The organism is Micromonospora sp. WMMC250 (assembly GCF_027460215.1).
Taxonomy (GTDB): Bacteria; Actinomycetota; Actinomycetes; order Mycobacteriales; family Micromonosporaceae; genus Micromonospora; species Micromonospora taraxaci.
In genome coordinates, this window is sequence record NZ_JAPZBJ010000002.1 from 2930233 (window position 1) to 2955049 (window position 24817).

The 24817-nt window shown below is 70.8% G+C and carries 22 protein-coding genes; 12 read left to right on the forward strand and 10 right to left on the reverse strand.

Annotated elements, in window-relative coordinates:
* Positions 1 to 400: 400 nt before the first annotated feature.
* Positions 401 to 1579, reverse strand: coding sequence for a glutathione-independent formaldehyde dehydrogenase (locus tag O3438_RS12775; RefSeq protein ID WP_269680174.1), 1179 nt, complete (start codon positions 1577 to 1579; stop codon positions 401 to 403).
* A gap of 137 nt (positions 1580 to 1716) precedes the next feature.
* On the opposite strand from O3438_RS12775, the gene O3438_RS12780 reads away from it, so the two are divergent.
* Positions 1717 to 2301 carry a TetR/AcrR family transcriptional regulator gene (locus O3438_RS12780; RefSeq protein ID WP_269680175.1) on the forward strand — a complete coding sequence of 195 codons (585 nt, stop codon included), beginning with the start codon at positions 1717 to 1719 and terminating at the stop codon, positions 2299 to 2301.
* A complete protein-coding gene (locus O3438_RS12785; RefSeq protein ID WP_269680176.1) occupies positions 2298 to 3128 on the forward strand; it encodes an alpha/beta fold hydrolase in 831 nt (276 codons plus the stop codon). The genes O3438_RS12780 and O3438_RS12785 overlap by 4 nt, the downstream gene beginning before the upstream one ends.
* A 14-nt stretch (positions 3129 to 3142) precedes the next feature.
* Here O3438_RS12785 and O3438_RS12790 read toward each other — a convergent pair whose 3' ends face one another.
* The 3 genes from O3438_RS12790 to O3438_RS12800 all read right to left on the reverse strand — a co-directional run bounded on the left by O3438_RS12790 (position 3143) and on the right by O3438_RS12800 (position 4939).
* On the reverse strand, positions 3143 to 3814 hold the full coding sequence (locus O3438_RS12790) for a maleylpyruvate isomerase family mycothiol-dependent enzyme (protein ID WP_269680177.1): 672 nt from the start codon (positions 3812 to 3814) through the stop codon (positions 3143 to 3145).
* Positions 3815 to 3953: 139 nt separating this feature from the next.
* Complete coding sequence (locus tag O3438_RS12795) at positions 3954 to 4193, reverse strand: tautomerase family protein (protein WP_269680178.1); 240 nt, start codon at positions 4191 to 4193, stop codon at positions 3954 to 3956.
* Positions 4194 to 4222: 29 nt separating this feature from the next.
* Positions 4223 to 4939, reverse strand: coding sequence for an SDR family NAD(P)-dependent oxidoreductase (locus O3438_RS12800; protein WP_269680179.1), 717 nt, complete (start codon positions 4937 to 4939; stop codon positions 4223 to 4225).
* A 115-nt stretch (positions 4940 to 5054) separates the two neighbouring features.
* Here O3438_RS12800 and O3438_RS12805 point away from each other — a divergent pair, with 115 nt between their 5' ends.
* The 3 genes from O3438_RS12805 to O3438_RS12815 all read left to right on the forward strand — a co-directional run bounded on the left by O3438_RS12805 (position 5055) and on the right by O3438_RS12815 (position 8925).
* Positions 5055 to 5675: a TetR/AcrR family transcriptional regulator gene (locus tag O3438_RS12805; protein WP_269680180.1), complete on the forward strand. Its 621-nt coding sequence runs from the start codon at positions 5055 to 5057 to the stop codon at positions 5673 to 5675.
* Between the two features lie 111 nt (positions 5676 to 5786).
* Positions 5787 to 7469 (forward strand): ABC transporter ATP-binding protein/permease, encoded by a 1683-nt coding sequence (locus O3438_RS12810; RefSeq protein ID WP_269680181.1) that lies wholly within the window; start codon positions 5787 to 5789, stop codon positions 7467 to 7469.
* Positions 7456 to 8925 carry an aminotransferase class V-fold PLP-dependent enzyme gene (locus tag O3438_RS12815; protein ID WP_269680182.1) on the forward strand — a complete coding sequence of 490 codons (1470 nt, stop codon included), beginning with the start codon at positions 7456 to 7458 and terminating at the stop codon, positions 8923 to 8925. The genes O3438_RS12810 and O3438_RS12815 overlap by 14 nt, the downstream gene beginning before the upstream one ends.
* A 22-nt stretch (positions 8926 to 8947) precedes the next feature.
* On the opposite strand, the gene O3438_RS12820 is transcribed toward O3438_RS12815, so the two are convergent.
* Entirely contained in the window at positions 8948 to 9346 is a 399-nt protein-coding gene (locus tag O3438_RS12820; protein WP_269680183.1) for a hypothetical protein, read from the reverse strand.
* Between the two features lie 383 nt (positions 9347 to 9729).
* On the opposite strand from O3438_RS12820, the gene O3438_RS12825 reads away from it, so the two are divergent.
* The 4 genes from O3438_RS12825 (at position 9730) to O3438_RS12840 (ending at position 13957) form a co-directional block, all read left to right on the forward strand.
* The gene (locus O3438_RS12825; protein WP_269680184.1) at positions 9730 to 10986 is read left to right on the forward strand and encodes a family 16 glycosylhydrolase; all 1257 of its coding nucleotides are present in this window, start codon (positions 9730 to 9732) and stop codon (positions 10984 to 10986) included.
* Between the two features lie 173 nt (positions 10987 to 11159).
* Positions 11160 to 12182 carry a DUF4331 family protein gene (locus tag O3438_RS12830; protein ID WP_269680185.1) on the forward strand — a complete coding sequence of 341 codons (1023 nt, stop codon included), beginning with the start codon at positions 11160 to 11162 and terminating at the stop codon, positions 12180 to 12182.
* 235 nt (positions 12183 to 12417) lie between these two features.
* Positions 12418 to 12963: a hypothetical protein gene (locus O3438_RS12835; RefSeq protein ID WP_269680186.1), complete on the forward strand. Its 546-nt coding sequence runs from the start codon at positions 12418 to 12420 to the stop codon at positions 12961 to 12963.
* 76 nt (positions 12964 to 13039) lie between these two features.
* Positions 13040 to 13957 carry a hypothetical protein gene (locus tag O3438_RS12840; protein ID WP_269680187.1) on the forward strand — a complete coding sequence of 306 codons (918 nt, stop codon included), beginning with the start codon at positions 13040 to 13042 and terminating at the stop codon, positions 13955 to 13957.
* A 169-nt stretch (positions 13958 to 14126) separates the two neighbouring features.
* Here O3438_RS12840 and O3438_RS12845 read toward each other — a convergent pair whose 3' ends face one another.
* The 3 genes from O3438_RS12845 to O3438_RS12855 form a co-directional block, all read right to left on the reverse strand.
* Positions 14127 to 17135 (reverse strand): fibronectin type III domain-containing protein, encoded by a 3009-nt coding sequence (locus tag O3438_RS12845; protein WP_269680188.1) that lies wholly within the window; start codon positions 17133 to 17135, stop codon positions 14127 to 14129.
* 173 nt (positions 17136 to 17308) lie between these two features.
* Complete coding sequence (locus tag O3438_RS12850) at positions 17309 to 17539, reverse strand: DUF2188 domain-containing protein (RefSeq protein WP_088990612.1); 231 nt, start codon at positions 17537 to 17539, stop codon at positions 17309 to 17311.
* A gap of 72 nt (positions 17540 to 17611) precedes the next feature.
* Positions 17612 to 18259 carry a M23 family metallopeptidase gene (locus tag O3438_RS12855; RefSeq protein WP_269680189.1) on the reverse strand — a complete coding sequence of 216 codons (648 nt, stop codon included), beginning with the start codon at positions 18257 to 18259 and terminating at the stop codon, positions 17612 to 17614.
* A 147-nt stretch (positions 18260 to 18406) separates the two neighbouring features.
* Between O3438_RS12855 and O3438_RS12860 the strand changes: the two genes are divergently transcribed.
* Genes O3438_RS12860 through O3438_RS12870 form a run of 3 tightly spaced genes read left to right on the forward strand, consistent with a single transcriptional unit; the run spans position 18407 to position 22139 of the window.
* On the forward strand, positions 18407 to 20815 hold the full coding sequence (locus O3438_RS12860) for a PEP/pyruvate-binding domain-containing protein (protein ID WP_269680190.1): 2409 nt from the start codon (positions 18407 to 18409) through the stop codon (positions 20813 to 20815).
* Positions 20816 to 20842: 27 nt separating this feature from the next.
* Entirely contained in the window at positions 20843 to 21508 is a 666-nt protein-coding gene (locus O3438_RS12865) for a hypothetical protein (protein WP_269680191.1), read from the forward strand.
* 52 nt (positions 21509 to 21560) lie between these two features.
* Positions 21561 to 22139, forward strand: a complete 579-nt coding sequence (locus O3438_RS12870; protein WP_269680192.1) for a TetR family transcriptional regulator C-terminal domain-containing protein — start codon at positions 21561 to 21563, stop codon at positions 22137 to 22139.
* A gap of 22 nt (positions 22140 to 22161) precedes the next feature.
* On the opposite strand, the gene O3438_RS12875 is transcribed toward O3438_RS12870, so the two are convergent.
* The gene (locus O3438_RS12875; protein ID WP_269680193.1) at positions 22162 to 23508 is read right to left on the reverse strand and encodes an N-acetylmuramoyl-L-alanine amidase; all 1347 of its coding nucleotides are present in this window, start codon (positions 23506 to 23508) and stop codon (positions 22162 to 22164) included.
* Between the two features lie 64 nt (positions 23509 to 23572).
* Positions 23573 to 24736, reverse strand: a complete 1164-nt coding sequence (locus O3438_RS12880; RefSeq protein ID WP_269680194.1) for a peptidoglycan DD-metalloendopeptidase family protein — start codon at positions 24734 to 24736, stop codon at positions 23573 to 23575.
* Positions 24737 to 24817: the final 81 nt, after the last annotated feature.

Consider the following 24817-nt stretch of genomic DNA (forward strand, 5'->3'; position numbering starts at 1 on the left):
ATGTAACAATCCGGCAATATAGACGTAGCGCAGTATTCGCCCGTCACAGCCGCCCCCGCAGCCCCTCCGGGCACCTTCGCGTGCCGGTGGCAACGTTGTCAAATGATAGCGACGCCCCACCCGGAGCCTGCTACCCCTTGACAGAGGCCGCCACCAGGCATGATCCGCAGCAACCTGACGACCGTCGACGCATCCGCGCGCTCGACGCCATCGAATGATCTTGATCGGGCGGCGACGTCGACAACGCCTCCGGGACACCCCCGGACCCGGCGGCAGGTGGTGTGACCCACGCCTCTCCCAAAGGGCCGCATCGACGACTGTCGTCTCGATGCACCCGTCACCAGGCGAGGGATCCGCGACCTAACGCCCCTTAAGGCCGGTTCGGGGCCGATCGGTGCGGTCAGTCCGGGCGCAGCACCGCCTTGATCACGCCGTCCTCCCGACGGTCGAAACGGCGGTACAGCTCCGGCGCGTCGGCCAGGGTGCCGTGGTGGGTCACGACGACACTGGGCCGCGCACGACCGGCGACGACCAGGTCCCGCAGCAGCACCGTGTAGCGGCGGTCGTGGGTGCGGCCGAACCGGACCGTGACGCCCTTGCTGAACAGCGCCCCCCACGGCGCGACGAGGTCTTCGTGGCCGTCCGCGCCGGAGGCGGGATGCAGGTCCCTGTCCGGGTACACGCCGGCCACCCCGATCGCCCCGACCGGGTTGACCAGCCGGGCCGCATCGGCGATGACCTGGTCCGGGCGCTCCCGCTCGGGGTGCTCCCGGTCGCGAGCCTGGAACCCGACCGCGTCGATCACCTTGTCCACTCCGCCCAGCTTCTCCTCGCCGAGCGGCAACCCGGCCCGGGCCCGGTCGGCACGGATCTGCTCGACCGGGTCACCCCGGCGGAAGTCGATCGGCACCGCGCCGATCTCGCCGGCCTTGTCAAGCCGGGCGTCGACTCCGTCGACGCAGTAGACGACGCGGGCACCTCTCAGCAACGCCGAGTAGGCGCTTAGCAGGCCGATGGTGCCCGCACCGAATACGGCCACCGTGTCCCCGGCCTCGACCCCGGCCAGGGTGGCGGCGGCGTGCCACCCGGTGACGAACGCGTCGGCGAGCAGCACGAAGTCGTCCTCGTACTCGTCCCCCGGCTCGCCGGGCACCGGCACGCAATTCGCGTCGGCCCACGGCACGCGCAACAGGTCGGCCTGGGCACCCCGGTACGGACCCATCCCGGCGTAGCCGTACGCCGCGCCCGGCGCCTCGGCCCGGGCCCGTAGGCAGGCCGCAGAGAACCCCCGCGCGCACATCACGCACGTCCCGCAGAACAGATGCGTGGGGATCACCACCCGGCTGCCCGGCCGGACGGTCTGCACGGCGTTGCCCACCTCCTGCACCACTCCCAGCGGCTCGTGACCGAGCACCAGCCCCGGTTGCGCGCCGGTTCGTCCGTCGTACATGTGCAGGTCGGTGCCGCAGAGAGCGGTCGAGGTGATCCGCACGAGCACGTCGGTCTCCGCCTCCAGCGTCGCGTCGGGCACCTCCCGCACGGCGACGGTTCGCACGTCGGCGTAGACGACGGCTCTCATCCCGGCCCTCCTGTTCGGCGACGGATGGCCGGTCTTCCCCCCACCGCGCCGTTCATGCCACCGGGCCGGCCGGCTGCGATCGGGGCGGTGCTATCTTAGGGCTCCTAAGTTGATTCCTAGCCAGCCAAAGGATCCACATGCCGCGACAGGGTCTGACCAGCGAGCGCGTATCCGCCGCCGCGGCCGACCTGGCGGACGCGGTCGGCCTGGCACGACTGACCGTCGCGGCCGTCGCTCGACACTTCGGGGTCTCCGACGCCGCTCTGTACGTGCACGTCCGCAGTCGCGACGCGTTGATCGAGCACGTCGCGGTACGGGCGGCGGCCGGGTTCGCCGACGAACTCGCGATCGCCGTGGCCGGTCGCTCGGGCCGCCACGCACTGGAGGCGTTCGCCGACGCCTGGCGCGCGTTCGCCCTCGCCCACCCGGGGCAGTACGCGGCGACCCAGCTTCCGTTGCCGCCCGAGATCGGCACGAGTTCCGTCGGGCACCTGCGCCTGATCGAGCTGAGCTACGCGATGCTGCGCGGCTACGGGCTCGACGAACCCGCGCTGACCGACGCGATCCGATTCGTCCGCAGCACCCTCCACGGCTTCACGAGTATCGAGACCGTCGACGGGTTCGGGCATCCCCGCCCTCTCGACGCCTCCTGGCACTCGCTTCTCGACGCCGTGCACACCACACTGAACAACTGGCCGACCGGAACCCGGGAGCAAAAGTGAACAGCGACGACCTGACCGTCGAATCCCCCGACGGGACCCGTCTGGTGGTGCGGCGTCTCGGGGCCGGGGATCCCGTCGTCCTCGTGCACGGCTCGGGTGGCGGGCTGCACTCGTGGGCCGCCGTCGCGGACGATCTCGCTCGGGATCACACGGTGTGGATGCCGGCCCGGCGCGGATACGGCCCCAGCGACGTCCCGCCGGGCACGAAGTACTTCGCGGACGAGACCGTCGACCTGCTGGCCGTCATCGAGGCAGCACACCGCCCTTCGGGCGAGCCGGTCCATCTCGTCGGGGCGTCCTACGGCGCGACCCTGGCACTGCACACCGCCTCGGCCGACCCCCGCAACCTACGTTCGCTGGCCGTCTTCGAGCCTCCGCTCTACGCCGCCGGAGCAGGGATCGCACCGCTGCTCGACAGGTACCGTTCCGCCTTCGAACGCGACGACACCACGGCGATGGCAGCCGCGTTGAACGACGTGACACGGGTTCCGGCCGAGATCGTCGCCGCCCTCGCCGCCTCGGCCGGCGATCGGACGCCGGATCCGGTCGAGGCCCGACGCTCGGCGATCGGCTGGCTGCACGATCTCGAAGCCCTCGCCGCGGACGGCACGGACATCGCACGGTGGTCCTCGATCAGTGTGCCGACGCTCCTGCTGGCGGGCGCCGACACGTGGGAGCCGATGCCCACCACTGTCGACGCCCTGGCGGCGGCGATGCCAACGGCGCGTCACGTCGTCTGGCCCGGCCAGTCGCACTTCGCGACCATGACGGCACCCAACCTTTTCGCCGACGCGCTGCGGCAGTTCTTCGCGGAGGTCTCGGGATAGCCCGAGCGCGACGCTCAGCGGGCCAACCGGTCGCGCAGTATCGGGACGCCGTCACCGGACAACTCGGCGAGGACGACGGAGCGACCGGTCAGCGCGAGCATCACCGCTTCTGCCGCGCCCCGGACCACTCGCCCCTCCCCTGATGCCCAGCCCAGGTCGGTCGCCTCGAACCGCAGGCCGTCGGTGTGACCTTTACGCACGAAGAAACCGATCGCGCGTCGGTGCACCAGGAAGTCCAGCGATGCCCGGAGCCGATCGGGACGCAGGTCGTGCGGCAGGCCCAGCGGGCGGCGAATGTCCTGTCCGTGCACCTGGAGGTCGGTGAGCTGACCGAAGAAGCCGACCCGGGGTGCCCGGTACGGCGTCGAGGCGTTCTCGCGCAGCAGCGCCGAGATCTCGTCGGCCGGTCGGCGGGCGACCATCTCGGCCAGCCGGGCGTTGGCGGCGTGCAGATTGAAACGGCTCCGTAGCAGCAGCGGTAGGAACCACCGGCGGCGAGCGGCGAAGGGGGCGACGAGATGGGCGGCCACCTGCCGGACGGTCCATGCGCCGCACAGACTCGGGACGCCCAGTTGCTCGGGCGTCAGCGCGTCGATCAGGTCGGCGGCCCGTCGCCGTTCGTCGCTGATCATGACCATGAGGTCGGTGGGTGTGGGATCTGGCGGGCCGGCGGACGGTGTGGTCATCGGAGTCCTCCCCGTTAGGACAGTGAACTCGGTCAGTATGCCGACCGCGTCCGTCCGAGACTGTCCCTCGCGTCCGGCTCACGACCCGGGCCCGCCCTCGCCGGTGCGGAGACTGGGCCGCACCGGCGAAGGGCCGGGTCTACTCGGACGCCTGGGCGCTCTGCTGCTGCCGGAACTGGTCGACGGGCAGGCCGCCACGACCCCAGTTCTCGGTCGCGACCTCGTCGATCACCACGAAGGTCGACGTCAACGGCTTGTTCAGGACGTCGCGCAGCACCTCGCTCACGCCCTTGATCAGGGCGGCCTTCTCCTCGGCGGTCGCCGCGGACGTGCCGGGTGTGCTGCCCTCGCGGGTGATCTGAATGGTGACGATCGGCATCGTCTGCTCCTCTCCGGGATCGGGTCAGGTCAGTGGCCGGCGTTCTGGCCACCGTCGACGTGCAGGATCTCGCCGGTGACGAACGGGGCGGACTCGAGGTAGACGACGGCCTCGACCACGTCACTGGTCTCGCCCATCCGGCCGACCGGGTGCAGGCCGGCGAGCGTCTCGTGCGTCTCGACCGGGTGCATCGGGGTCTTGATGACGCCGGGCGCGACGGCGTTGACCCGCACACCGCGACCCGCGTACTCGATGGCCAGGGACTTGGTGGCCGAGCTGAGGCCGCCCTTGGTCAGCGACGCGAGCACCGACGGAACGTTCGAGTTGGGCTGGTCGACGAAGCTGGTCGTGATGCTGACGATGTGACCGGCGCCACTGGCCAGCAGGTGTGGCATGACGCGCCGGGTGAGGTGGAAGAACCCGGCGAGGTTGATCCCGGTCACCTGGTCGAAGTCCTCGTCGGTGTAGTCGGTGAACGGCTTGGCGACGAAGACGCCGGCGTTGTTCACCAGGGTGTCGATGCGCCCGAAACGGTCGAGGGCGGCGTCCACCACCCGCTGGGCCGTGTCGGCGTCGGCGATGTCGCCCCGGACCGTGACGACCTGCGGGTCGTCGGACGCGCCGATCGAGCGCGAGGTGGCGACCACGCCGTAGCCGAGCTTGCGGTAGGCGTCCACGAGGCCGGCGCCGATGCCCTGGGACGCGCCGGTGACCACGACGACCTTCTGTACCTGGCTGGTGTTCATGGGAACCCTTCCTGACTGGCCGAAGCCCTGGGGGTCGGACCTGGAGGCCCGACCGGATGACCACTAGACGACTGGTCTACTAAAAGCTAGCCGACCGGTCGTGTATCGTCAAAGCATGGGACGGACCAGTGACGCGCGGAACAAGATCCTCGACGCTGCCGCCACGCTGATCGAGCAGCGCGGCTACTCGGCCCTGGGCGTGGCCGAGATCTGTGCGACGGCCGGAGTGCCGAAGGGCAGCTTCTACTACTTCTTCGAATCCAAGCAGGCTCTCGCCCGCGCCGTCATCGACGAGCACTGGGTCACCCAGCGTCGCCAGTGGGAGCAACTGCTCGGCGCCGAGCACGACCCACTACGCCGGCTGCGGGACCTGTTCGTGGCGACCGAGGAGATCCAGCGCCTCGGCCAACAGAACTCCGGGGTCGTCGCCGGCTGCCTGTTCGGCAACCTCGCCCTCGAACTCAGCAACCAGGCCGAGGAGATCCGCGGTCGGCTCCAGGAGATCTTCGAGGAGCAGATCACCCTCATCGAGCAGGTCGTCGTCGAGGCGAAGGAACGCGGCCTGGCCGGCCCGTCGGTCGACGTCCGGGAAGCCGCCCGCTCCATCGTGGCCCAGATCGAGGGACGGGTCCTGCTCGCGAAGCTGCTCAACGACCCGACCCAGCTGGAAACGCTGTGGCGCAACTGCCTGGATCTCCTCCAGGTGCCGGCGGAGGCACGGACCACGATCGACTGAGTGGGCGGACAGCGCTGACCGATCAGGCCGGCACACCGACCGGGCCACTCAGTAACATCGGCGAGGCACGATATCCAGGCGGACCCTCACCGACCCGATCGGGCACCCGACATGACGACCGAGCAGACCACGACTCCCCCGCGCACCGGCGTCGGCATCACCACCAACGGGCTGGGCCAGAGCGCCCGAGGCGGTCGCCAGATCCTGGACGACGTGTCGCTGGCCATCGCGCCGGGCGAACTGGTCGCGATCATCGGTGCCAGTGGCGCCGGTAAGACCACACTGCTGGAGTTGCTCGGGGGCGTACGGCGACCGACAGCGGGCGTCGTGACGTACGACGGCACGGCAGACCCCGGCGTCATCGGCTTCGTCCCGCAGGACGACATCATCCACCGGGAACTGCCCCTGGCCCGCACCCTGCGGTACGCCGCCCGCCTGCGCCTCCCCTCCGCGACCGGGACGGCCGAGGTCGGCGACCGGGTCGCCGAGGTGCTCGCCGAGCTGCGACTCAGCGAACGGGCCGACACACCGGTGGGCCTGCTCAGCGGGGGTGAACGCAAACGCGCCAGCATCGCTGTCGAGTTGCTCACCCGGCCCGGCGTGTTCCTCCTCGACGAACCCACCTCCGGGCTGGACCCGGCGATCGCCGTGGAGTTGCTCCAGGTGCTCCGCACCCTCGCCGACACGGGGACGACGGTCGTGCTCACCACCCACCAGATCACCGACGTGGACCACTGCGACCGGGTGGTCGTGCTGACCCCCGGCGGGCGCCTGGCGTTCAGCGGCGCCCCCGCCGCAGCCCGGGAGTTCTTCGGCCTGCGGTCCCTCGTCGAGGTGCACCTCCGTCTCGACGAGGCGACGCACCCGGCCCAGTGGCCCGACCGTTTCGCCGCGCAGCGGCGCGACGTCGAACCAGCAGCCCGCCCCGCGCACGCCCGTGACGGCGGCGCGCCGGCGCCCGTCGGCCGGCTGCGTCAGTGGTCCGTCCTCACCGCACGCAACGCGGAGATCGTCGTCCGCAACCGGCTGACGCTGGCGATCCTGCTCGGCTCACCGCTGATGGTGCTCGGCATGTTCGCGCTGCTCTTCCGTCCGGGAGCGTTCGAGCCGAGCCGGCCGAGCCCCACGGTGACGGTGATGATCCTGTTCTGGATCGCGTTCGGCGGCTTCTTCTTCGGGCTGACCTACGGGCTGCTCCAGATCTGCACCGAGCTACCCATCCTGCGTCGGGAGCGGCTGGCGGGTGTCCGGCTGGTGCCGTACCTGATGGGGAAGGTCGCGGTGTTGCTGCCGCTGCTGGCCCTGGTGGACCTGGCCCTGCTCGGGGTGTTGCGCGGCATCGACCGGCTGCCACCTGTCGACGGCCGCGACTTCGCCGCCCTGTACGCGACCCTGCTGCTTTCCTCGACGGCCGCGCTCGCCCTCGGTCTGCTGTGCTCGGCGGCCGTGTCCGACGCGGCACAGGCGACGCTCATGCTGCCGATGCTGTGTTTCCCGCAGGTGCTGTTCGTCGGCGCGATCCTGCCGGTGCCGGCCATGGCGGTCGGTGGTCAGTGGCTCAGCTTCGCCATGTCGAACCGGTGGGCGTTCGAGGCCCTGGGGCACACCGCCGGGGTGGAGCGGCTCTGGCGCGACGGCGGCTCGCCGCTCGGCCCGCCGCTGCTGACCACGTACGGCGACAGCTTCTCCCGGCCGGTGTGGGTGAACTGGCTGGTGCTCGGTGGCTTCGTGGTGCTCTTCCTGAGCGCCACCTGGGCGGTGCTGGCACGGAGGGACTCCCGTGGCAACCCGTGAGCCGGCAGCGCCCACCTCGCCGACGGCGTGGCCCGGATACTCCGCCACGAGCCGCATTGACGACCTGCGGGCCACCGAGTACCACCACCTGGACCGGGACGGGCAGGTGTACCTCGACTACGCCGGGGCGGGGGTGGCGGCGCAGGCCCAGGTACGCGAGCACCACGATCGGCTGCTCGCCCGCCTGTACGGCAACCCGCACTCGGAGAATCCCACCAGCAGCGCGGCGGGTTCGCTGGTGGAGTCGGCCCGGCGCGCGGTGCTCGACTTCTTCCACGCGGATCCTGCCGAGTACGCGGTCGTCTTCACCCCGAACGCCAGCGGCGCCTGTCGGCTGGTCGGCGAGGCGTACGACTTCCGTCGGGGCGGGTCACTGGTGCTGACCTGGGACAACCACAACTCCGTCAACGGTGTCCGCGAGTACGCCCGGTCGGCCGGCGCGACAACGCGCTACGTACCGTTGAGCGGGCCGGACCTGCGGGTCGCGGAGTCCGACCTGGTCGCGGTGCTCGATGCCGACCGGGGCGGCCTCGCCGCCCGGCGGGGTCGGCCCGGTGGTCGGGGTCTGTTCGCCTATCCGGCGCAGAGCAACTTCTCCGGCGTGCAGCATCCGCTGGACTGGGTGGAGGTGGCGCACCAGCGCGGGTACGACGTGCTGCTCGACGCCGCCGCGTTCGCGCCGACGAACCGGTTGGACCTCAGCGTCGTCAGGCCTGATTTCGTGTGCCTGAGCTGGTACAAGCTCTTCGGTTACCCCACCGGGGTCGGCGCGCTGCTGGCCCGCCGCGACGCCCTGGCCCGGCTGCGCCGGCCGTGGTTCGCCGGCGGCACCATCCGCGCGGTCAGCGTGCAGGGCGACTGGCACCGGTCGACGGACGACGAGTCGGCGTTCGAGGACGGCACGCTCAACTTCCTGAGCATCCCGGACGTGGAGTTCGGGTTGCGGTGGCTCGACTCGATCGGCGTCGACCTCGTCCACACCCGCGTCGCCCTGCTCACCGAGTGGTTGCTGGAGCGGTTGACCACGCTGCGGCACGACACCGGCGGGCCCCTGGTGCAGGTGTACGGGCCGACGACGGGTGCGGGGCGCGGCGGCACTGTGGCGTTCAACCTCCGCCACCCGGACGGCACCCTGGTCGACGAGCGGCTCGTCGCACGGGAGTCCGCAGCTGCCGGGTTCTCGCTGCGTACCGGCTGTTTCTGCAATCCGGGCGCGGGTGAGGGCGCGTTCGGGATCAGGAGGGAGTCGGTGCGGCAGCGGCTGTTGGCGCGGGTCGACACGATCGACCAGTATCTCGACGCGTTGCGTCTGCCGACGGGCGGCGCGGTACGCGTCTCGTTCGGGCTGGCGTCGACCGCGACCGACGCGGAGCGTTTCGTCGCCTTCGTGCAGTCGACGTACCTGAACCGTGACGTCGGGGTGGGGTCACCTCTGCCACCCCGACTGCGCTGCTGACGGCAGCGCGGGTCAGCGTGCCCTAGCTGACCTGGGCCACCGGAGTCGGGCGGTGCTTGATCTCCTCCATGAACGGGAACCGGGCGGTGAGCTCGGTGAACGGCAGCCCGGCCCGCCAGGCCGCGGCCACCTGGGCGACCTGCAACAGGTCCATGACGTCGCCGCGCGCGAGGACCTCGCCGGAGACCCGCAGGTCGATCATGAAGTATCGGGCCTGTGAGCCCAGCTTGACGCAGACCACGCCCTGGTCGGAGTGCAGTTCGGCGCAGGTGAACCGGCTGCGCCCCTGGTCGGGGGCGCTCACCCGGCCGATGTCGAGCCCGTGGCGGGTGGCGGTCTCGACGAGGGCGGGGGCCAGACCACCGTGCTCGACCAGGTCCGGATAGAGGCGCACACCCAGCGCCGTCGACGCGTCGCTCATGACTGACTCCCACTTCCTTGTGACAGAGACCAGCAGCGCGCAGGTTACGAGGAGGTTTCCCGCACGCCTCGCCATCCTGTCCCGGTTGGACGGCCCACGGCAATAGGAAGGGTCGATTCGACCGCCATCGAGTAACGGTCGGGGTTTCCGAGCGCCGTCGATGTGCTACCGCCGTCCACCTCGGAGACATCGACGAACCCGGTGCCCTCGCCGCACTCCGACATCCCGCCGCTCACTGGCCAGCATCGGGCGGTAACGGACGGTTGTCATATTGGAAACACTCTTGACAGAAAGGACTCGACATCGACATGCTTCATTTTGGAGAGCGCTCTCCGCCCTCTTCGTCACGACGCCTCCGTCACCCCCACGCTGAGGAGCCTCCCGTGTTCACAGCCCGCCCCAGACTCCGCTTCCGACCACTCGTACTCGCGGCAGCCGCGCTGGTCACCACCACCGTGGCACTCGTCGTCCCGCCGCAGCCCGATCGGGCCGAGGCCGCCATCGGCCCGATCAGCTGGCAGGACGAGTTCAACTCCCCCGCCGGCACGCCCGTCGACCAGAACAAGTGGCGGTTCGACATCGGCGGCGGCGGCTGGGGCAACAACGAACGGCAGTACTACACGAGCAGCACCAGCAACGCCGTCCACGACGGCCAGGGCAACCTGGTGATCACCGCCCGCCGGGACAACCCCGCCAACTACCAGTGCCACTACGGGCGCTGCGAGTACACGTCGGCCCGACTGCTGTCGGCGGCCACCTTCACGCAGACGTACGGCCGGTTCGAGGCACGGATCAAGATCCCGCGTGGTCAGGGCATCTGGCCGGCGTTCTGGATGCTCGGCACCGGCGGCGGGTGGCCCGACGCGGGCGAGATCGACATCATGGAGAACATCGGCCGGGAGCCCAACACCGTGTACGGCACCGTGCACGGGCCCGGCTACTCCGGCGGCGGCGGCATCACCGGCAGTCGCACCCTGGGCAGCCCTCTCGCCGACGGCTTCCACACCTACCGGGTCGACTGGGAGCCGAACGTCATCACCTGGTACCTGGACGGGGTGCAGTACCACCGGGTCGACCCCGCGCGGCTCGGCGGTAACCGCTGGGTGTTCGACCACCCCTTCTTCATGATCCTCAACGTCGCGGTCGGTGGTAACTGGCCCGGCTACCCCGACGGTTCGACGCAGTTCCCGCAGCAGATGCTCGTCGACTACGTCCGGGTGTCCAGCTACACCTCCGGCGGAGGCGATCCCGCACCCGGCACCAGCCGGATCCGGGGCGCGCAGAGCGGTCGCTGCATCGACATCCCCAGCGCCAACCCGGTCGAGGGTGCCAAGTTGCGGATCTGGGACTGCAACACCACCGCAGCGCAGGCGTGGACCTTCGCCTCCGACGGGACCGTCCGCGCGATGGGCAAGTGCATGGACCCCGCCTGGGCCGGCACCGCCAACGGCACCGAGGTCAACCTGGTCAGTTGCAACGGCAACACGGCCCAACGCTTCACCCTCAACGGGTCCGGCGACCTGGTCAACCTCAACGCCAACAAGTGCGTGGACGTACGGGAGGCCAACCCCAACAACGGCGGCAAGTTGCACCTGTGGGACTGCCTGGGCGCGGCCAACCAGAAGTGGTCTCGCATCTGAGGCACCGACACCGCGAGGAGTGGGCCGTTCGAGCACAGTCTCGGGCGGCCCACCGCCCTTGCGCGGACCGCTCCGCCGCCCGGGTGAATCGCGAGCCAACCCCCGCTCCGGTCGAACCCACGCCCACTACGTTCGGATCAATCCAGAATTCCGGCCGTTGCGGGAGTGAGTTCATGTCGCACCATCTCGACACCCCCCTCGCCGCCCAGGGCGGTCAGCTCTACATCGACGACCTCTTCGTCTTCAACGGTGATCGCGCCACGGTGTTCGTCATGGACGTCAACAGCTCGGTGACCAGGGCTGATATCAAGCGTGGTTTCCACGCCGAGGGCCGGTACGAATTCAAGATCCACGTCAACGGCACGGAGATGGAGGACCTGACCTACCGGTTCGTCTTCGGTGAACTCGACGGCGACGGCAAGCAGGCCTTCCAGTTGTACGAGCTGACCGGATCGGACGCCCGCGACGACGCCGCGATGGGCACTCCCGTCGCCGAGGGACGGACCGGTGAGATGTCGACCGGCACCAACGTCCGGATCTGGGCCGGGCGGATCACCGACCCGTTCTTCGTCGACCTCGACGAACTCGCCATCATCAACGGCGCGGTCAAGGACGGGTCGGCCGTGGACCGATCGTCGTGGCGCGTCGACCAGGCCAAGAACAGCTTCGCCGGCACGACCGTCGAGTCGATCGTCCTGGAGGTGTCCCACGACGAGCCCCTGCTGCGCGACGGCACCGAGATCGGCGTGTGGTGTCGCACCCTGCTGGCCACCGACGCCGGGGGCTGGCGTCAGATCAACCGCGCCGGCCACCCCATGATGTGGCCGATCTTCTGGCCGCACGACACCGACTTCTCGAACCCCGCCAACTTCCGCCACCCCAGTCGCGACCTCGCCGAGGACGGCGAGGAGATCGCCAACGCGGTCGCGGGTGTCGTCGCGGCGAACGGCACCGCACCGGATCCGCAGGCGTACGGCTGGAGCGTCGCCCGGCAGCTCTACCCGGACCTCCTGTCGTACACGGTCGGCACGGCCGCGAACTACGGCTTCGCGGTCCGCAACGGACGCGCCCTGGCCGACAACGCCCCCGAGGTGATGTTCTCGCTGGTCCTCAACACCGGCACCACCTCGGGTCTCACCCCGCAGGTCACCAAGGCCGCCCGGGCCAACAGCTTCCCCTACGTCGTGCCGGCCTGACGGTCCGCGACGCAACGGGCCAGGCTCCGACACTCGGTCCGCTTCGCCCGCAGGATCGGCTCGTCGCGCCGGTCACGATCGCCCGCCGTCGTAACGACCGGCGGGCGATCGACGTCTTCCCGCTCACGACTGCCAGGCGACCGGGTGACCTGCGAGTTGTTTGCCCATCTCTGGGCGATTTGCGTAGTTACTCTTTGAAGGCGTCGTATGGGCGATTCGAGGATAAGGAGATTCGATGGGCAGGAAACTTCTCGCGGGCATGGCCGGCGTCGCCGCCGTTGTCGCGCTCGCCGGACCGGCCGCCGCGGACACGACCGGCGACACGATCGTGACCCTGACCGTCGACGCCGCCGGCGGTCTGTCGATCACCGTACCGGCGTCGGCGAACATCGGGCACGGTGTCGAGGGCTCGACCATCACCGGGCAGCTCGGCCCGGTCACGGTGCTCGACCAGCGCGGGTCGCTCACCCCCAACTGGACGGCCAGCGTCATCTCCACCGACTTCACCACCGGCGGCGGCAGCTCGGGAGAGACGATCCCCAACATCAACGTCCTCTACTGGTCGGGTCCCGCGACAGCGACGGCCGGCGGCGGCACCTTCACGCCCGGCCAGCCGACCGCAGCCCAGCAGGTGATCATCAACGTGCCCCGGACGGCGATGACCCACACCGGCGGCACGGGCAACAACTTCGCCACCTGGAACCCGACGCTGGTGGTGAACGTGCCCGTCGGCACCGTCCAGGGTGTCTACACCGGGACGGTGACACATTCGGTGGTCTGACCCGCTCGGCCGGCTGGCGCTGCTGGCCTCGGTCGCCCTCGTGGCGCTCGGGGTTTCGGCGGCGCCAGCCGTTGCCGTGCGGGAGCACCGACAGGAACCCGCCGAGGAAGCCGCGATCAGCATCCGCATGCTCGACATCCCCGCCAGCCGCGCACAGGACCCCCGTGCCCAGGTCTACATCGTGGACCACCTGAAGCCCGGGACGACGATCAACCGGCGGGTCGAGGTGCTGAACTCCTCCGGTGAGTCCCAGGAGATCGACTTCTACTCCGGGGCGGCGTCGGTGGAGAACAACGCCTTCACCGTGCCGGAGGGGCGTACGGGAAACGAACTCAGTGGCTGGATCCGGTTGAAGACCGCCACCATGGTGCTGGACCCGGGCGAGCGCCGACCGGTCGAGGTCGAGATAGCCGTGCCGAAGAACGCCTCCAAGGGCGAGCGGTACGCGGCGATCTGGGCGCAGGTCACCAGCGCGAAGGAACGCACCGGCAACGTCACCCAGATCCACCGGGTGGGCATCCGGGTCTACCTGGACGTCGGTCCGGGTGGAGAGCCACCGACGGACTTCCGCATCGACGGGCTGGCCGCCGAACCCGGGATCGGCGAGTTCCCGGTCGTCACCGCGACTGTCAGCAACACCGGCCAGCGCGCGCTGGACATGACCGGCACCCTGTCGATGAGCAAGGCGGCGGTCCGGGCCGGCCCGTTCAAGGTGACCAACGGTGTGACGATCCTGCCCGGCCAGAGCGGCCAGGTCCGGATCGAGGTCAACCAGGCGCTCCCCGCCGGAACCTGGGACGTGCAGGCGAAACTCGTCAGCGGCACCGTGGAACGCACCGCGACCGGGAAGATCAGCCTGCCCGTCGCCGCGCCGATGACCGTCGCGACGTCCGCCGGGCCGAGCTGGCTGGTCTACGCGGTCGGCGCGATCGCCGTGCTGGTGCTGGTCATCCTCGGCGGCTGGTATCTCGTCCGCCGGCAACGGCTGGCCTGAGCACCCCCGAGACCGCGCCCGGCCGTTCCGAGGAACGGCCGGGCGTCTCTCGTCAACGGAGTTAATCATGGACTTGTGGTGCTCACCTCACGCCCGGACATGCCCTTTGTCACCCACCACAACTCCATGATCGAGCAGGGCGGGGATGGGGGTGGGGGCGGTGGGGCGGTCAGATGACCGAGTGCGTCACGACCGCCACGTAGTCGCCGACCACCAACCCGGCCGGGAGGGTCACCCACAGGGTGGGGTTCCAGGTGGCGGAGTTCGCACCGCCGGTCTGGCCGGTCCACTGGGCGGCCGTACGCGGGGTGTTCAGCACGGCGCCGGGTTGCGGGACGAAGGTACCGACGCCGGTGGCGGCCAGGGCGGCCCCGGAGGCGTACGTGATGCTGCTGTTGGGGATGGTCTCCCCGCCCGAACCGGAACCCGTGGTGAAGCTCGTGCTGGAGACGACGCTGACCCAGTTCCCGGAGAACGGTCCCCGGTCGTCGGTGACGGTCACCGGGCCGAGTTGGCCCGAGACACCTGTCGCACCCGAGGTGACAGCGCCCAGTGTGGAGATCGCCGGAACGCTGATGGAGAGGCCACCGAGCGGGTTGACGACCAGCTCGACCGGTCGGGTCGCGGACTGGTTGAACGAGTCGGTCACCCGCACGGTGAACGGGAACGTCCCGGACACTGTGGGTGTGCCGGAGAGCAGGCCGGTGACCGGGTCGAGGGTCAACCCGGTGGGCAGGCTCCCGGCACTGACCGACCAGGCGAAGGGAGCCGTGCCGCCGGCCACTGTGAGCTGGTACTGGTACGGGTCGTAGACCTTGCCGGGCGGTGGCGGAGCGAAGGTCAGCGTCGGTGCCGGGTTGACGGTCACCGCCGCGGAGGCGGCCGACTGTGGACCGGTGCCGGCGGCGTTGATCGCCGCCACCCGGAAGGTGTAGGTGGCGCCACCGGTCAGCCCGGTGACGGTCTGGGTCGTGTCGGTCCCGGTGAAGGTCTGCGGGGTCTGCGCCACACCGCCGAGGTACGGCGTCACCGTGTATCCGGTGATCGCCGACCCGCCGTTGGCCGGGGTGGTCCAGCTCAGCCTGGCGGCGGTGGTCCCCGCGGTGACCGAGGTGACCGTCGGGGCGCCGGGCAGGGTGTACGGAACCACCGCCGCCGAGGCCGGGCTGGCCGCGCCGGCGCCGAACGCGTTCACCGCAGCCACCCGGAAGGCGTACGAGGAACCGGCGGTCAGGCCGGTCAGGGTGCGGCTGGTGGTCGAGGCGTCGAACGTCAGCGTCGGTTGCGTGACACCGTCCCGGATCGGGGTGATCAGGTAGCTGGTGATCGGGCTGCCGTTGCTGGCCGGCGCGGTCCAGGTCACCGTGGCGCTGGTGACGCCCGCGACGGCGGTGGGTGTGGCCGGGGTGCCCGGGGTGGACGCGTAGACGTAGTTCGCCGAGCCGGCCGACCCTCGGGTGACGACACTGACAGTGACCGTCCCCGGGCTGGATCGGGCGGGCATGGAGGAGATGGCGAGCGTGCCGTTCGCGTTCACCGTGAAGCAGCCGGGGGCCGGCCCGGAGGTGCAGGGCAGCAGCAGCACCGAGGTGCCGGCCTGCTGCTCGGCGACCGTACCGATGGTGATGGCTGTCGCGCCGGTGAGGTTGCCGCCGCCGACGGTGACCGGGATGCCGCCGGAGATCGAGCTCTGGGCCGGGGTGACGGTGACGCCGGTCGGTGCGGTCGCGGGCGCGACGGGGGTGGTGCCGGTGGCGAGCCCGGGGTTCGCGTCGATCGACGACGAGGTCGCCACGGTCGCGGTCTGGATCTGCGCCGGAGTGACACCGGTGCCGGTGACGGTCGCGACGACGGTGATCGGCGGCAGCGAGGTTCCGCCGGCGAAGGGGCCGTTGCTGTTGGTGCAGGTGATGGTCTGCCCGGACGGTGCGCCGCAGACCCAGCCGGACCCGTAGGCGGCGCGCGGTACGACACCGGTGGGGACGGTCTGGGTCACCGAGATCGGTGCCGTCTCGGTGGCACCGGCGTCGACCCCCGCGGTGATCGAGTAGGTGACCGGGTCACCGGGTTGCGGGGAAGCCCCGACCGCGCTGGTCTGCGACACGTTCAGGTCCGGCACCTGGTTGAAGCTGACCGCCCGGGCCTCGTCCACCTCGTGGAAGTCGGTGACCGAGCCGGTGGAGCCCACCCAGCCGAAGGCGACCTGCCGTGGGTAGCCGTTGGCGTTCAGCCAGGTCGGCGACGGGTACAGGCTGGGCGACACGACGGGGAGCACGCCCTCCAGAAGTCGTGCCTGCCCTCCGACCGGGGTGAATCTGATGCGGTACTGGCCGGCGGGTGTGGTGATGCCGGTGTCGGTGGTGTACGGCGACGCTGTGGTGTTGATGACGACCTCGACCGGCACCACGGAGGCGGCCCGGGTGCTGGCCCGCAGCGGGATGGCCGGCGCCGAGGTGCTGCCGGCGGTGCTGTTGATGGCGCAGTAGCCGACGCCGTTGCGGCCCGGTCCACGGACCACGACCTGGCCGGGGACCCGCCCACCGGTGGTCGAGATGTACGGCGGGTTCGTACAGCCGCTGCCCTGGTAGGTGCTGTTGCTGAAGTTGCCGAAGACGTCCAGCCCGACGCCCAGGTAGCCGTTGGAGAGGCCCGACGACACGCCCGCGAACGCCGCCGAGTAGCCCAGCGATCCGCCCGACGGGCCGAGGGTCGACGGCGACCTCGGGTTGGCCGGGTCGACGGCTGCCAACGCGAAGGCGAGGCCGTCCGCGCCCGGGGACGTACCGCCGTACTGGTATGTGTTGAACGTGAGGTGCAGGCCCTGCGAGGTGGGCACGCTCACCGCGCTGAACACCCCGCCCTGCCGGTTGGTGGTGGCGGGGGTGAGGCGCAGTTTGCCCGCGCCCTGCGGGTCGGTGGAGGTGGTGCAACTCAGCAGCGGCCCGATGGTGGTGTTGCCGGCGGCGCTCAGGCAGGCGGCGTTGGTGCCGGAGGTGCCGGGCACGGCGGGCACCGCCACGGCGCCGATGCCGTTGGCGGTGTTGTTGTGGAACGGCTGGTCGAACAGGACGGAGCCAGCCGCCGACGCCGGAAGTGGCCCGAACGCGAGCACGCCCGCGATCAGGACGACGACCAGCGCACCGGCACTCGCCGGACGACACCGGCCCCACAACGACATGCCCACTCCCAGCTATCACTTCAGTCCCGATTCGGACTATAACCCCCCAAAACACCCATATTTTCGGTACGCGGATAACAGCCGGAGACCGACGTCGTCTCGACGGAAACGGACCGACCCCCGTCGGCTCCTGCCGAGGGGGTCGGTCCGCAGAAAACGGAGACGAGGGGCGGTCAGCCCTCGATGTCCCGGGGATCACGGCTGCGGGGATAGGTGTTCTTCTCCCCGATGGTGCCGTCCTGCTTCTTGACCACGTGTTCGACGCCCCGGTCGGCCGCCATCTCACGGCCCTGGGCCTGCGCGTCGGCCTTCACGTCATGCGTGCTGCTGGCCCGCTCGTTGCCCTCCGGCTTGTTCTTCCACTGCCCGTCCTCGTGGTACGTGTCGACGTCACCCTTGGCCATGGCCAGCTCCTCCCTGCGTCCGAACTGTTCACCGAATCAGTGCCCCGAGACGCGCCGGGCAAACCGCCGTCCTCACGAGACGGCCGGGCAGTTGTTGCTCACCCGCCGCAGAATCTGTTCACGGTCGTCGGTGGTGATCCCCGACGGCTCACCGTCGAAGTAGGTCTCGACCTTCTCCCAGCCGCGCCGCTGCTCGTAGTGCAGGTGCGGGGCACCGGAGTTGCCGGTGCTGCCGAGTTTCCCGATCTGTTCGCCCCGGGCGACCTTCTGACCGACCTGGACCAGCGGTGGTTCGAGCAGGTGCAGGTACTGCGTCTCCCACTTGCCGCCGTGATCGATCTTCACCCAGTAACCGCCGCCGCGCCCGCGTGGGCCCTCCGGGTTCTCCGGGGTGCGACCACCGAGCGACCCGTTGATGCCGGCCACGGTGACCGTTCCGGCATAGGACGCGAGGACCGGGCGCCCCCACGCCTCGCCCTCGATGGGAAAGAAGTCGACGTCGTAGTCGTCGTGCCCGGGATAGGTGCTGAGCTGCCAGGTCTCGTCGCAGGCGACGGGCATCTGGAACAGCGGGCGCGGACCCGCCGGTCGCAGCATCGGCACCACGACCACCGCGACGCCGAGGACGGCTGCCACCGCGACGAGCGCGAGGAGGACGAGGAGGATGCGGCTTCGCGGGCGGCGGTGGGTGCGGGCTCTGGCGGGGCGGCCGGTCGTCACCGGCCCGAGCATGGCAGACGCCGACAACCTCGCGCCTCCGGGTCGTCGCCGGACAGGCAGCCTGGAGTCGGATGCATTGCAGTCGCATCGTAAACGAGCTACGGTCGACAGCAATACAGTCGTATTGCAACGAGAGTGGGCTCGACGATGCACGTGATCCCGTTGTCCGAGGTGACCGGCGAGATGCTCGACCTGGTCGGCGCTAAGGCCGCCGGGCTGGGCGAGCTGATCCGGCGGGGCGAACGGGTCCCGGAGGGCTTCTGCGTCACCACCGAGGCGTACCGGCTCGGCGTGATACCCAGCGCAGAGGTCGCCGCCGCGTACGAGCGGCTCGGGGCGGGCCCGGTCGCCGTGCGGTCCAGCGCCACCGCGGAGGACCTGCCCGACGCGAGCTTCGCCGGACAGCAGGACACGGTGCTCGACGTGGTCGGCACCACCCAGCTCGTCGCCGCCATCGAGAAGTGCTGGGACTCGCTGCACAGCGACCGCGCCACCGCCTACCGCGACGCCCGCCAGATCGACCATCGGCAGGTGCGGATGGCCGTCGTGGTGCAACGCATGATCACGCCCCGGGCCGCCGGGGTGCTGTTCACAGCGAACCCGCTCACCGGACGTCGCGACGAGATGGCGGTGGACGCGGCTCCGGGTGTCGGCACGACAGTGGTGGACGGCGCGGCGACGGTGGACCACTACGTCCTCGACGGTGTCGCCCGGGACGACACCGGATGCCTCACGTCCGCGCACCTGGCCGATCTGCGCGCCACCGGCGAGCGACTCCAGACCCACTTCGGCTGCCCGCAGGACATCGAGTGGGCGATCGACGCGCACGACGTCCAGTGGCTCCTCCAGTCCCGACCGATCACCAGCCTGTTTCCACAGCCGCCCGCCACCGACAAACCCCTCCCCCGGGTCTACCTGGAGTTCGGTCACGTCCAGGGCATGCGGCAACCGGTCACCCCGATGGGCATGTCGACCCTGCGGACACAGATCGCCGCCATGCTGGCGTCGCTGGGGGTACGGGTCGAGATCGTCGACATCGGTGGCCGGCTCTACGGTGACCTGACCGACCTGGCTCGCGACCGGTCGTCGCGCAAGCGGCTGGTCAAGCTGCTGGCTGTCGACTTCGGGCCACGCGCCCAGGCGGTGATGCAGCACGTGCTGGCCGATCCCCGATTCGCCCCGACCAGCGGCGGCGTCACGCGCGGCGGAGCCCCGACGGCCGCGTCGCTGCGGACGGCCCGACGCGCGGTGGTGGGGATCCTGCGGGCCCTGGCCCGTCCCGACTCCGCGCGGATCCGGATGTTCGAGGCGATCGAGCAGATGAGGACACGATCGGCCGCCCCGGCCGACCTGGATTCCTCCGCCGACCGGCTGCGCTTCGTGCAGGCGCGCGACGCCGACGCCGACGACACCGCCGACGCGATCATGTGGCCGATCGTCGCGGGGATGCTCGCCGCCGCGCTGCCGGCCGCTCTGCTCAAGGGTCTGGCCGGCCCGGACGAGATCCACACCGTGCTGGGCGGCATGCCGCACAACGTCACCATCGAGATGGACCTGGCCCTGTGGCGGCTCGCCCAGAGCGCGGGCGACCACCGGCAGCTCCTCCTCGACTCCCCGCCGGCCGAGTTGGCCGCGCGCCACCTGCGCGGGACCCTGCCCGACATCGGCATGACCGCCTTCCTGGACGTCTACGGCCACCGGGGCGTAGCCGAGGTCGACCTCGGCGTACCGCGCTGGGAGGAAGACCCCACTCCGGTCTTCGCGGCGGTCGCGAACTACCTCCGGGTCACCGATCCACAGCAGGCCCCCGACCGCCGGTTCCAACGGGCCGCCTCCGCTGCGGAGACAGCTCTGGAGGAGCTGACCCGGCGAGCCCGCCGCCGCCGGCCGGTGCGCGGCACCGTCGCCGCCTTCCTGCTACGCCGCGCACGGTCCCTGGCGGGCCTGCGCGAGGCCGGCAAGTTCGCCGGGCTCCACCCCCTGCGCGAGACCCGCCGTCAGCTCCTGCTCATCGGGGCCGACCTGCACGACTCCGGGTTGCTGGACCAGCCCGACGACATCATGTTCCTGACTCTCGACGAGGTGCACGACGTCGTACACCAGGGGGTTGATCCGCGTGCGACAGTCACCGCCCGACGGGCCGTGCACCGGCGGGAACTACGGCGGGCGGCGGTGCCCGTGGCGCTGCTCTCCGACGGCACGGACGTCGAGGCCGTCCTGCCGGCGGCGCCCGCCGCCGACGGGACGCTGACCGGCGTGGGCGCGTCGGCGGGCCGGGTGACCGGCCCCGCCCGGGTCGTCCACGACCCGCGCACCGCCCACATCGAGCCCGGCGACGTCCTGGTGGCCGCGACCACCGACCCCGGCTGGACGCCGCTGTTCCTCACCGCCGCGGCGCTGGTCACCGAGACCGGCGCGATCATGGCGCACGGCCCGACGGTGGCCCGTGAGTACGGCATCCCCGCCGTCATCTGCGTCCCCGACGTCACCCGCACGATCCGCACGGGGCAGGTCGTCACAGTGGACGGCGCCGCCGGCACCGTCACGCCGCACTGACCGCCGACAGCTACCGAGAAGGACGAGATGAGCGACACGAAGGCCCTGAACAGGGCGCGGGTGGGCCCGCTGCTGCGTCGCGCGGCGCAGGCCGAGGCCGCGACGTGGCGCAGCCTGTACGTGTGGGCGCGACGCCGCCCGCTGCCGCTGGCTGCCGGCGACGAGCCGTTCGGCTACCTCGGCGTGGTCAAGCCGATCCTGGGCATCTTCATCGGCCTGTCGGTCGTTGAAATCCCGATCTTCGATGTCGTCGTCACCCACGTGGTGCCCTGGCGGCCCGCCCGGTGGATCGTGCTCGGCCTCGGCATCTGGGGTCTGCTCTGGATGATCGGCCTGTACGCCAGCATGACCCTCCACCCCCACGTCGTGGGCGACCGGGGCCTGCGGGTCCGGCTCAGTTCCGGCATCGACGTCTTCGTCCCGTGGACGGACGTCGAGGCGCTGCGCAAGCGTTACCGCTCGCTGCCGTCGAGCAGGTCGGTGCAGGTCGAACAGGAGGGCGACCGGCAGGTGGTGTCCGTCTCGGTCGGCAGCCAGACGAGCATCGACGTCCTGCTGCGCCGGCCGATGACCTTCGACCTACCCAGGGGTGGATCGGTGCCGACGAACGAGCTGCGACTGTACGCCGACGACCCCGACGGCCTCCTGCGCAGCGCCCGGGGCACCCCGGCGAGCACCACCGTCAGCCGGTAACCACCGCCGCTGGCGGGGTGTCCGGGTCACCCACTGTGAAACGATCGAGGCCATGCCCAAAAAGGTCGATCACCAGGAGCGACGCACCCTTATCGCGGACGCGTTGATGCGGGTCGCCGCGGACCAGGGGCTGGAGGCCGTCAGCCTCCGACACGTGGCCGCCGCGGCCGGTGTGTCCGCCGGGATGGTCCAGCACTACTTCCGGACCAAGGACGAGATGATGGCGTTCGCGTTGAGCGTCGTACGCGAGCGCAGCCAGGTCCGGGTCACCGACGCGGTTTCCCGGCTGGGCGAGAACCCGCCGCCTCGGCTGCTGCTGCGGACCCTGCTCGCCGCCCTGCTGCCCCTCGACGAGCACACCCGCGACGACGGGCGGGTGGCGCTCGCGTTCCTCGCGTACACGGCGGTGCGACCGGTCGCCGCGACCGGCCTCCGTGAGGGCACCCGGCAGCTCACCGAGTTCGTGGCCGGCGTCCTGCCCGCCGGCCGGGGCGACGCCGCCGCGGCCGGCCTGCTGGCGCTGACGGAGGGGTTGGGTGTGTACCTGCTCGGCGGCCAGTACACCGCCGAGCAGGCGCTGGGCGCGCTCGACGCCCACCTGGACCTGCTGTTCGGCTCATCGGCCGCCTGAGCGGTAGTGGTCGTGCCGCGCCTCAGCAGCGCGGCACGTTCGGGATGTACCCGTCGTAGCCGGTGAGCACGTACGCGTCGGAGACGTAGCGGTTGGTGCCGATCCGGTTCCAGACGGCCGTCGTACCGTACGGGCCGCTGACAGTGCTGCCGACGGCCTGGCAGTAGACGGCCACTGTGGCGCCGTCGGCGACCGAGCCGACGACGGGATAGCCGGCGCCGGGGCCGGATCGGACGTTCAGTGTGCTCGCGCTGGTGCTCACCGTGCCGGAGCCGACGCCGGTGACACCGTTGACCAACTGCAGGTAGTAGGTCCAGTTCCAGTTCGGGCCCGGGTCGGTGTGGGTCGCGCCGGGCACCTCGTTGTGCCCGATGATGTGCGCACGGTCCTTCGGGATGCCGTACTTCGTGGCGAGGCTGCGGGTGAGCGCGGCGGAGGCGCGGTACATCGCGTCGGTGAGCCAGGCGGCGTTGTCGACGTACCCCTCGTGCTCGATGCCGATCGACTGGGTGTTGTACGTCCAGTTGCCGGCGTGCCAGGCGATGTCCTTCTCCCGCACCGACTGGGTGACAGCCCCGTCGGAGGACCGGAACGTGTAGTGCGCGCTGGCCTGGGCGGCCGGATTCTGGAACCAGCCGACGGTGCCGGAGTACGAGCCCTGCGCGGTGTGGATGACGATGCGGTTCACCTGGTGACTGCCCGGTCGACTGGCCACCGTGTAGTTGCTGGTGCTGGCCGGTGCCCACGCGGCCGGCCCGTAGTCGGTGCTGAGGGTGCCGACCCCACCGGCGCGTTCCAGGCCGCCCCGGCGCGGCGCGACCGGTCGGCCCGCCACCGCCTCGCCGCTCCCGGCGAACCCGGTGCGCAACAGGTCGTAGACGCTGTCCGCGTAGAGCCGCGCGACCGACGGGTCGTGGGCGCCACCGTAACGGGCGAGCGGTGCGTGCCAACCGTTGACGTCGTCGCGGGCCGCGGCGGTGAGGCCGGCCTGATCGGCGTACGAGCGCAGCACGGCGGCGGCCCCGAGGACGTTCGCCGTCGGTTCGGTCCGCAGCGCCGCCGGACTGAGCCGGGTGAGCGTGACAGCTTCGTCCAGGGTGCGCACCTCGGGGTTGCTCGCCAGGTGCATCAGCCCGTACCCGCCGGCCGCGCTCGGTGCGCCGCCGTGCAAGTCCAGGCGCGACTCGGCGTACCCGAGTGCCACCAGCAGGTCGCGCGGTACGTCGTACCGTGCGGCGGCGGTGTCGAACGCGGTGGCCAGCGGGGCGGCCGCCGCTGTTGTGCCGACGGGGTCGGCGACGGCTGGTGACGCGCCGACGACGACTCCGGTCAGGGCGGTGGTCAGGGTGAGCACGGCTCGAACGGACATGAACGCTCCTTGGGGTGACTGAGGTCGGCGGCCCGTGGAGACCGCCGACCTCGGGGCGGGCTCGTCAGCACCAGCCGTTGACCGGCCCGTTCACTCCCGTCGACAGGTAGGCGTCGGACACCCAACTGCCGTCGCTCAACCGGTTCCAGAGCGCTGTGGTGCCGTACCGCCCGGTGTGGGAGGTGCCGTTTGCGGAGCAGGAGATGGTGACGGTGGCGCCGTCGGCCACCGAGCCGAGCGAGCCGTAGCCGGTCCCCGGGCCGGCACGGCGGGTGAGCGCTCCGCCGCCGTTCGCGTCGACGACCCCCTGGTTGAAGCCGAGCGCGCCGTAGTTGTAGAGGCCACCGCCGGCACCTGCGTAGGCCGAGCCGTGCCGCGCCCCGCCCTGGTAGGCGGCAGCGCCGTTGGCCAGCACCCACTTGCCGATGTCGTGCCCGGCGATCGGCACGTACGCGCTGTTCTGTCGGAGCCCGAAGTGGACGTGCCGGCCGTAGGCGGCTCCGCCGCAGGTGACATCGGTGCCGGTGTTGCCCAGGACGGCACCTTGGCCGACGCTGGCGCCGTTGACGGAGATGCTGTTCCAGAGGTGGTAGTAGTCGGTCGAGTAGCCCCGGTCGTGGATGACCCTGATCCACCCCTGGCACATCGTGTACGCGGCTCCGGCCCGGGCGGCGCGAACCACCTGGTCACCACCGGCCAGGTCCACCGAACTGTACGGCGACTCGCTTCCGCCCCAGCCGTGCGGGCCGCTGGTGAGCGTCCACGTCTGGCCCACACCGAACGGCAGGGCCATACCGGTCCGGTAGTCCCCGCCCGCGTACATCGGGGTCGGGGTGGTGGTGAGCACGTCCTTCTCCCGGCTGGTCGTCAGTGGCGACTCCGAGGCCAGTGCGCTGAAGGCGGCCTCGCCGTCGAAGGCGATCCGCCAGCCGGCGCGCTCGGATCGGGCGATGAAGATCGAGCCGGTCGGGTGCGCGCCCTCCTGGCGGGGTGCGAGCGCGACGGCGGTGCCGAACGCCCACCGGCCGCTGGTGCGGCTGACGGTGACCCGGGTCTCCGGTCGCGCGGCGGTGGACATCTGGGCGGTGCCGAGCAGTTTGGTGGTCACCGCTTCGGTGAGTGCGGGGCTGACGGCTGCGGAGGCGGCGCTGGGCGCGGCCCCGATCAGACCCGTGACCATCAGCAGGACCGCGGCGGTGCCGCCGGCCAGTCGTCGACCGTGTCTCATCGCGCCCTCCCAATAAAGAGATGAACGTAAATGTTGACGCCGATTGTTGTGTAGCAAACCATCGAAGTCAACGCGACAGTC

Coding starts and splice junctions, on each gene's coding strand:
- O3438_RS12775 (WP_269680174.1), bottom strand. CDS start 1,579: ATGAGAGCCGTCGTCTACGCCGACGTGCGAACCGTCGCCGTGCGGGAG.
- O3438_RS12780 (WP_269680175.1), top strand. CDS start 1,717: ATGCCGCGACAGGGTCTGACCAGCGAGCGCGTATCCGCCGCCGCGGCC.
- O3438_RS12790 (WP_269680177.1), bottom strand. CDS start 3,814: ATGACCACACCGTCCGCCGGCCCGCCAGATCCCACACCCACCGACCTC.
- O3438_RS12795 (WP_269680178.1), bottom strand. CDS start 4,193: ATGCCGATCGTCACCATTCAGATCACCCGCGAGGGCAGCACACCCGGC.
- O3438_RS12800 (WP_269680179.1), bottom strand. CDS start 4,939: ATGAACACCAGCCAGGTACAGAAGGTCGTCGTGGTCACCGGCGCGTCC.
- O3438_RS12805 (WP_269680180.1), top strand. CDS start 5,055: ATGGGACGGACCAGTGACGCGCGGAACAAGATCCTCGACGCTGCCGCC.
- O3438_RS12810 (WP_269680181.1), top strand. CDS start 5,787: ATGACGACCGAGCAGACCACGACTCCCCCGCGCACCGGCGTCGGCATC.
- O3438_RS12820 (WP_269680183.1), bottom strand. CDS start 9,346: ATGAGCGACGCGTCGACGGCGCTGGGTGTGCGCCTCTATCCGGACCTG.
- O3438_RS12830 (WP_269680185.1), top strand. CDS start 11,160: ATGTCGCACCATCTCGACACCCCCCTCGCCGCCCAGGGCGGTCAGCTC.
- O3438_RS12835 (WP_269680186.1), top strand. CDS start 12,418: ATGGGCAGGAAACTTCTCGCGGGCATGGCCGGCGTCGCCGCCGTTGTC.
- O3438_RS12845 (WP_269680188.1), bottom strand. CDS start 17,135: ATGTCGTTGTGGGGCCGGTGTCGTCCGGCGAGTGCCGGTGCGCTGGTC.
- O3438_RS12850 (WP_088990612.1), bottom strand. CDS start 17,539: ATGGCCAAGGGTGACGTCGACACGTACCACGAGGACGGGCAGTGGAAG.
- O3438_RS12860 (WP_269680190.1), top strand. CDS start 18,407: ATGCACGTGATCCCGTTGTCCGAGGTGACCGGCGAGATGCTCGACCTG.
- O3438_RS12865 (WP_269680191.1), top strand. CDS start 20,843: ATGAGCGACACGAAGGCCCTGAACAGGGCGCGGGTGGGCCCGCTGCTG.
- O3438_RS12870 (WP_269680192.1), top strand. CDS start 21,561: ATGCCCAAAAAGGTCGATCACCAGGAGCGACGCACCCTTATCGCGGAC.
- O3438_RS12875 (WP_269680193.1), bottom strand. CDS start 23,508: ATGTCCGTTCGAGCCGTGCTCACCCTGACCACCGCCCTGACCGGAGTC.
- O3438_RS12880 (WP_269680194.1), bottom strand. CDS start 24,736: ATGAGACACGGTCGACGACTGGCCGGCGGCACCGCCGCGGTCCTGCTG.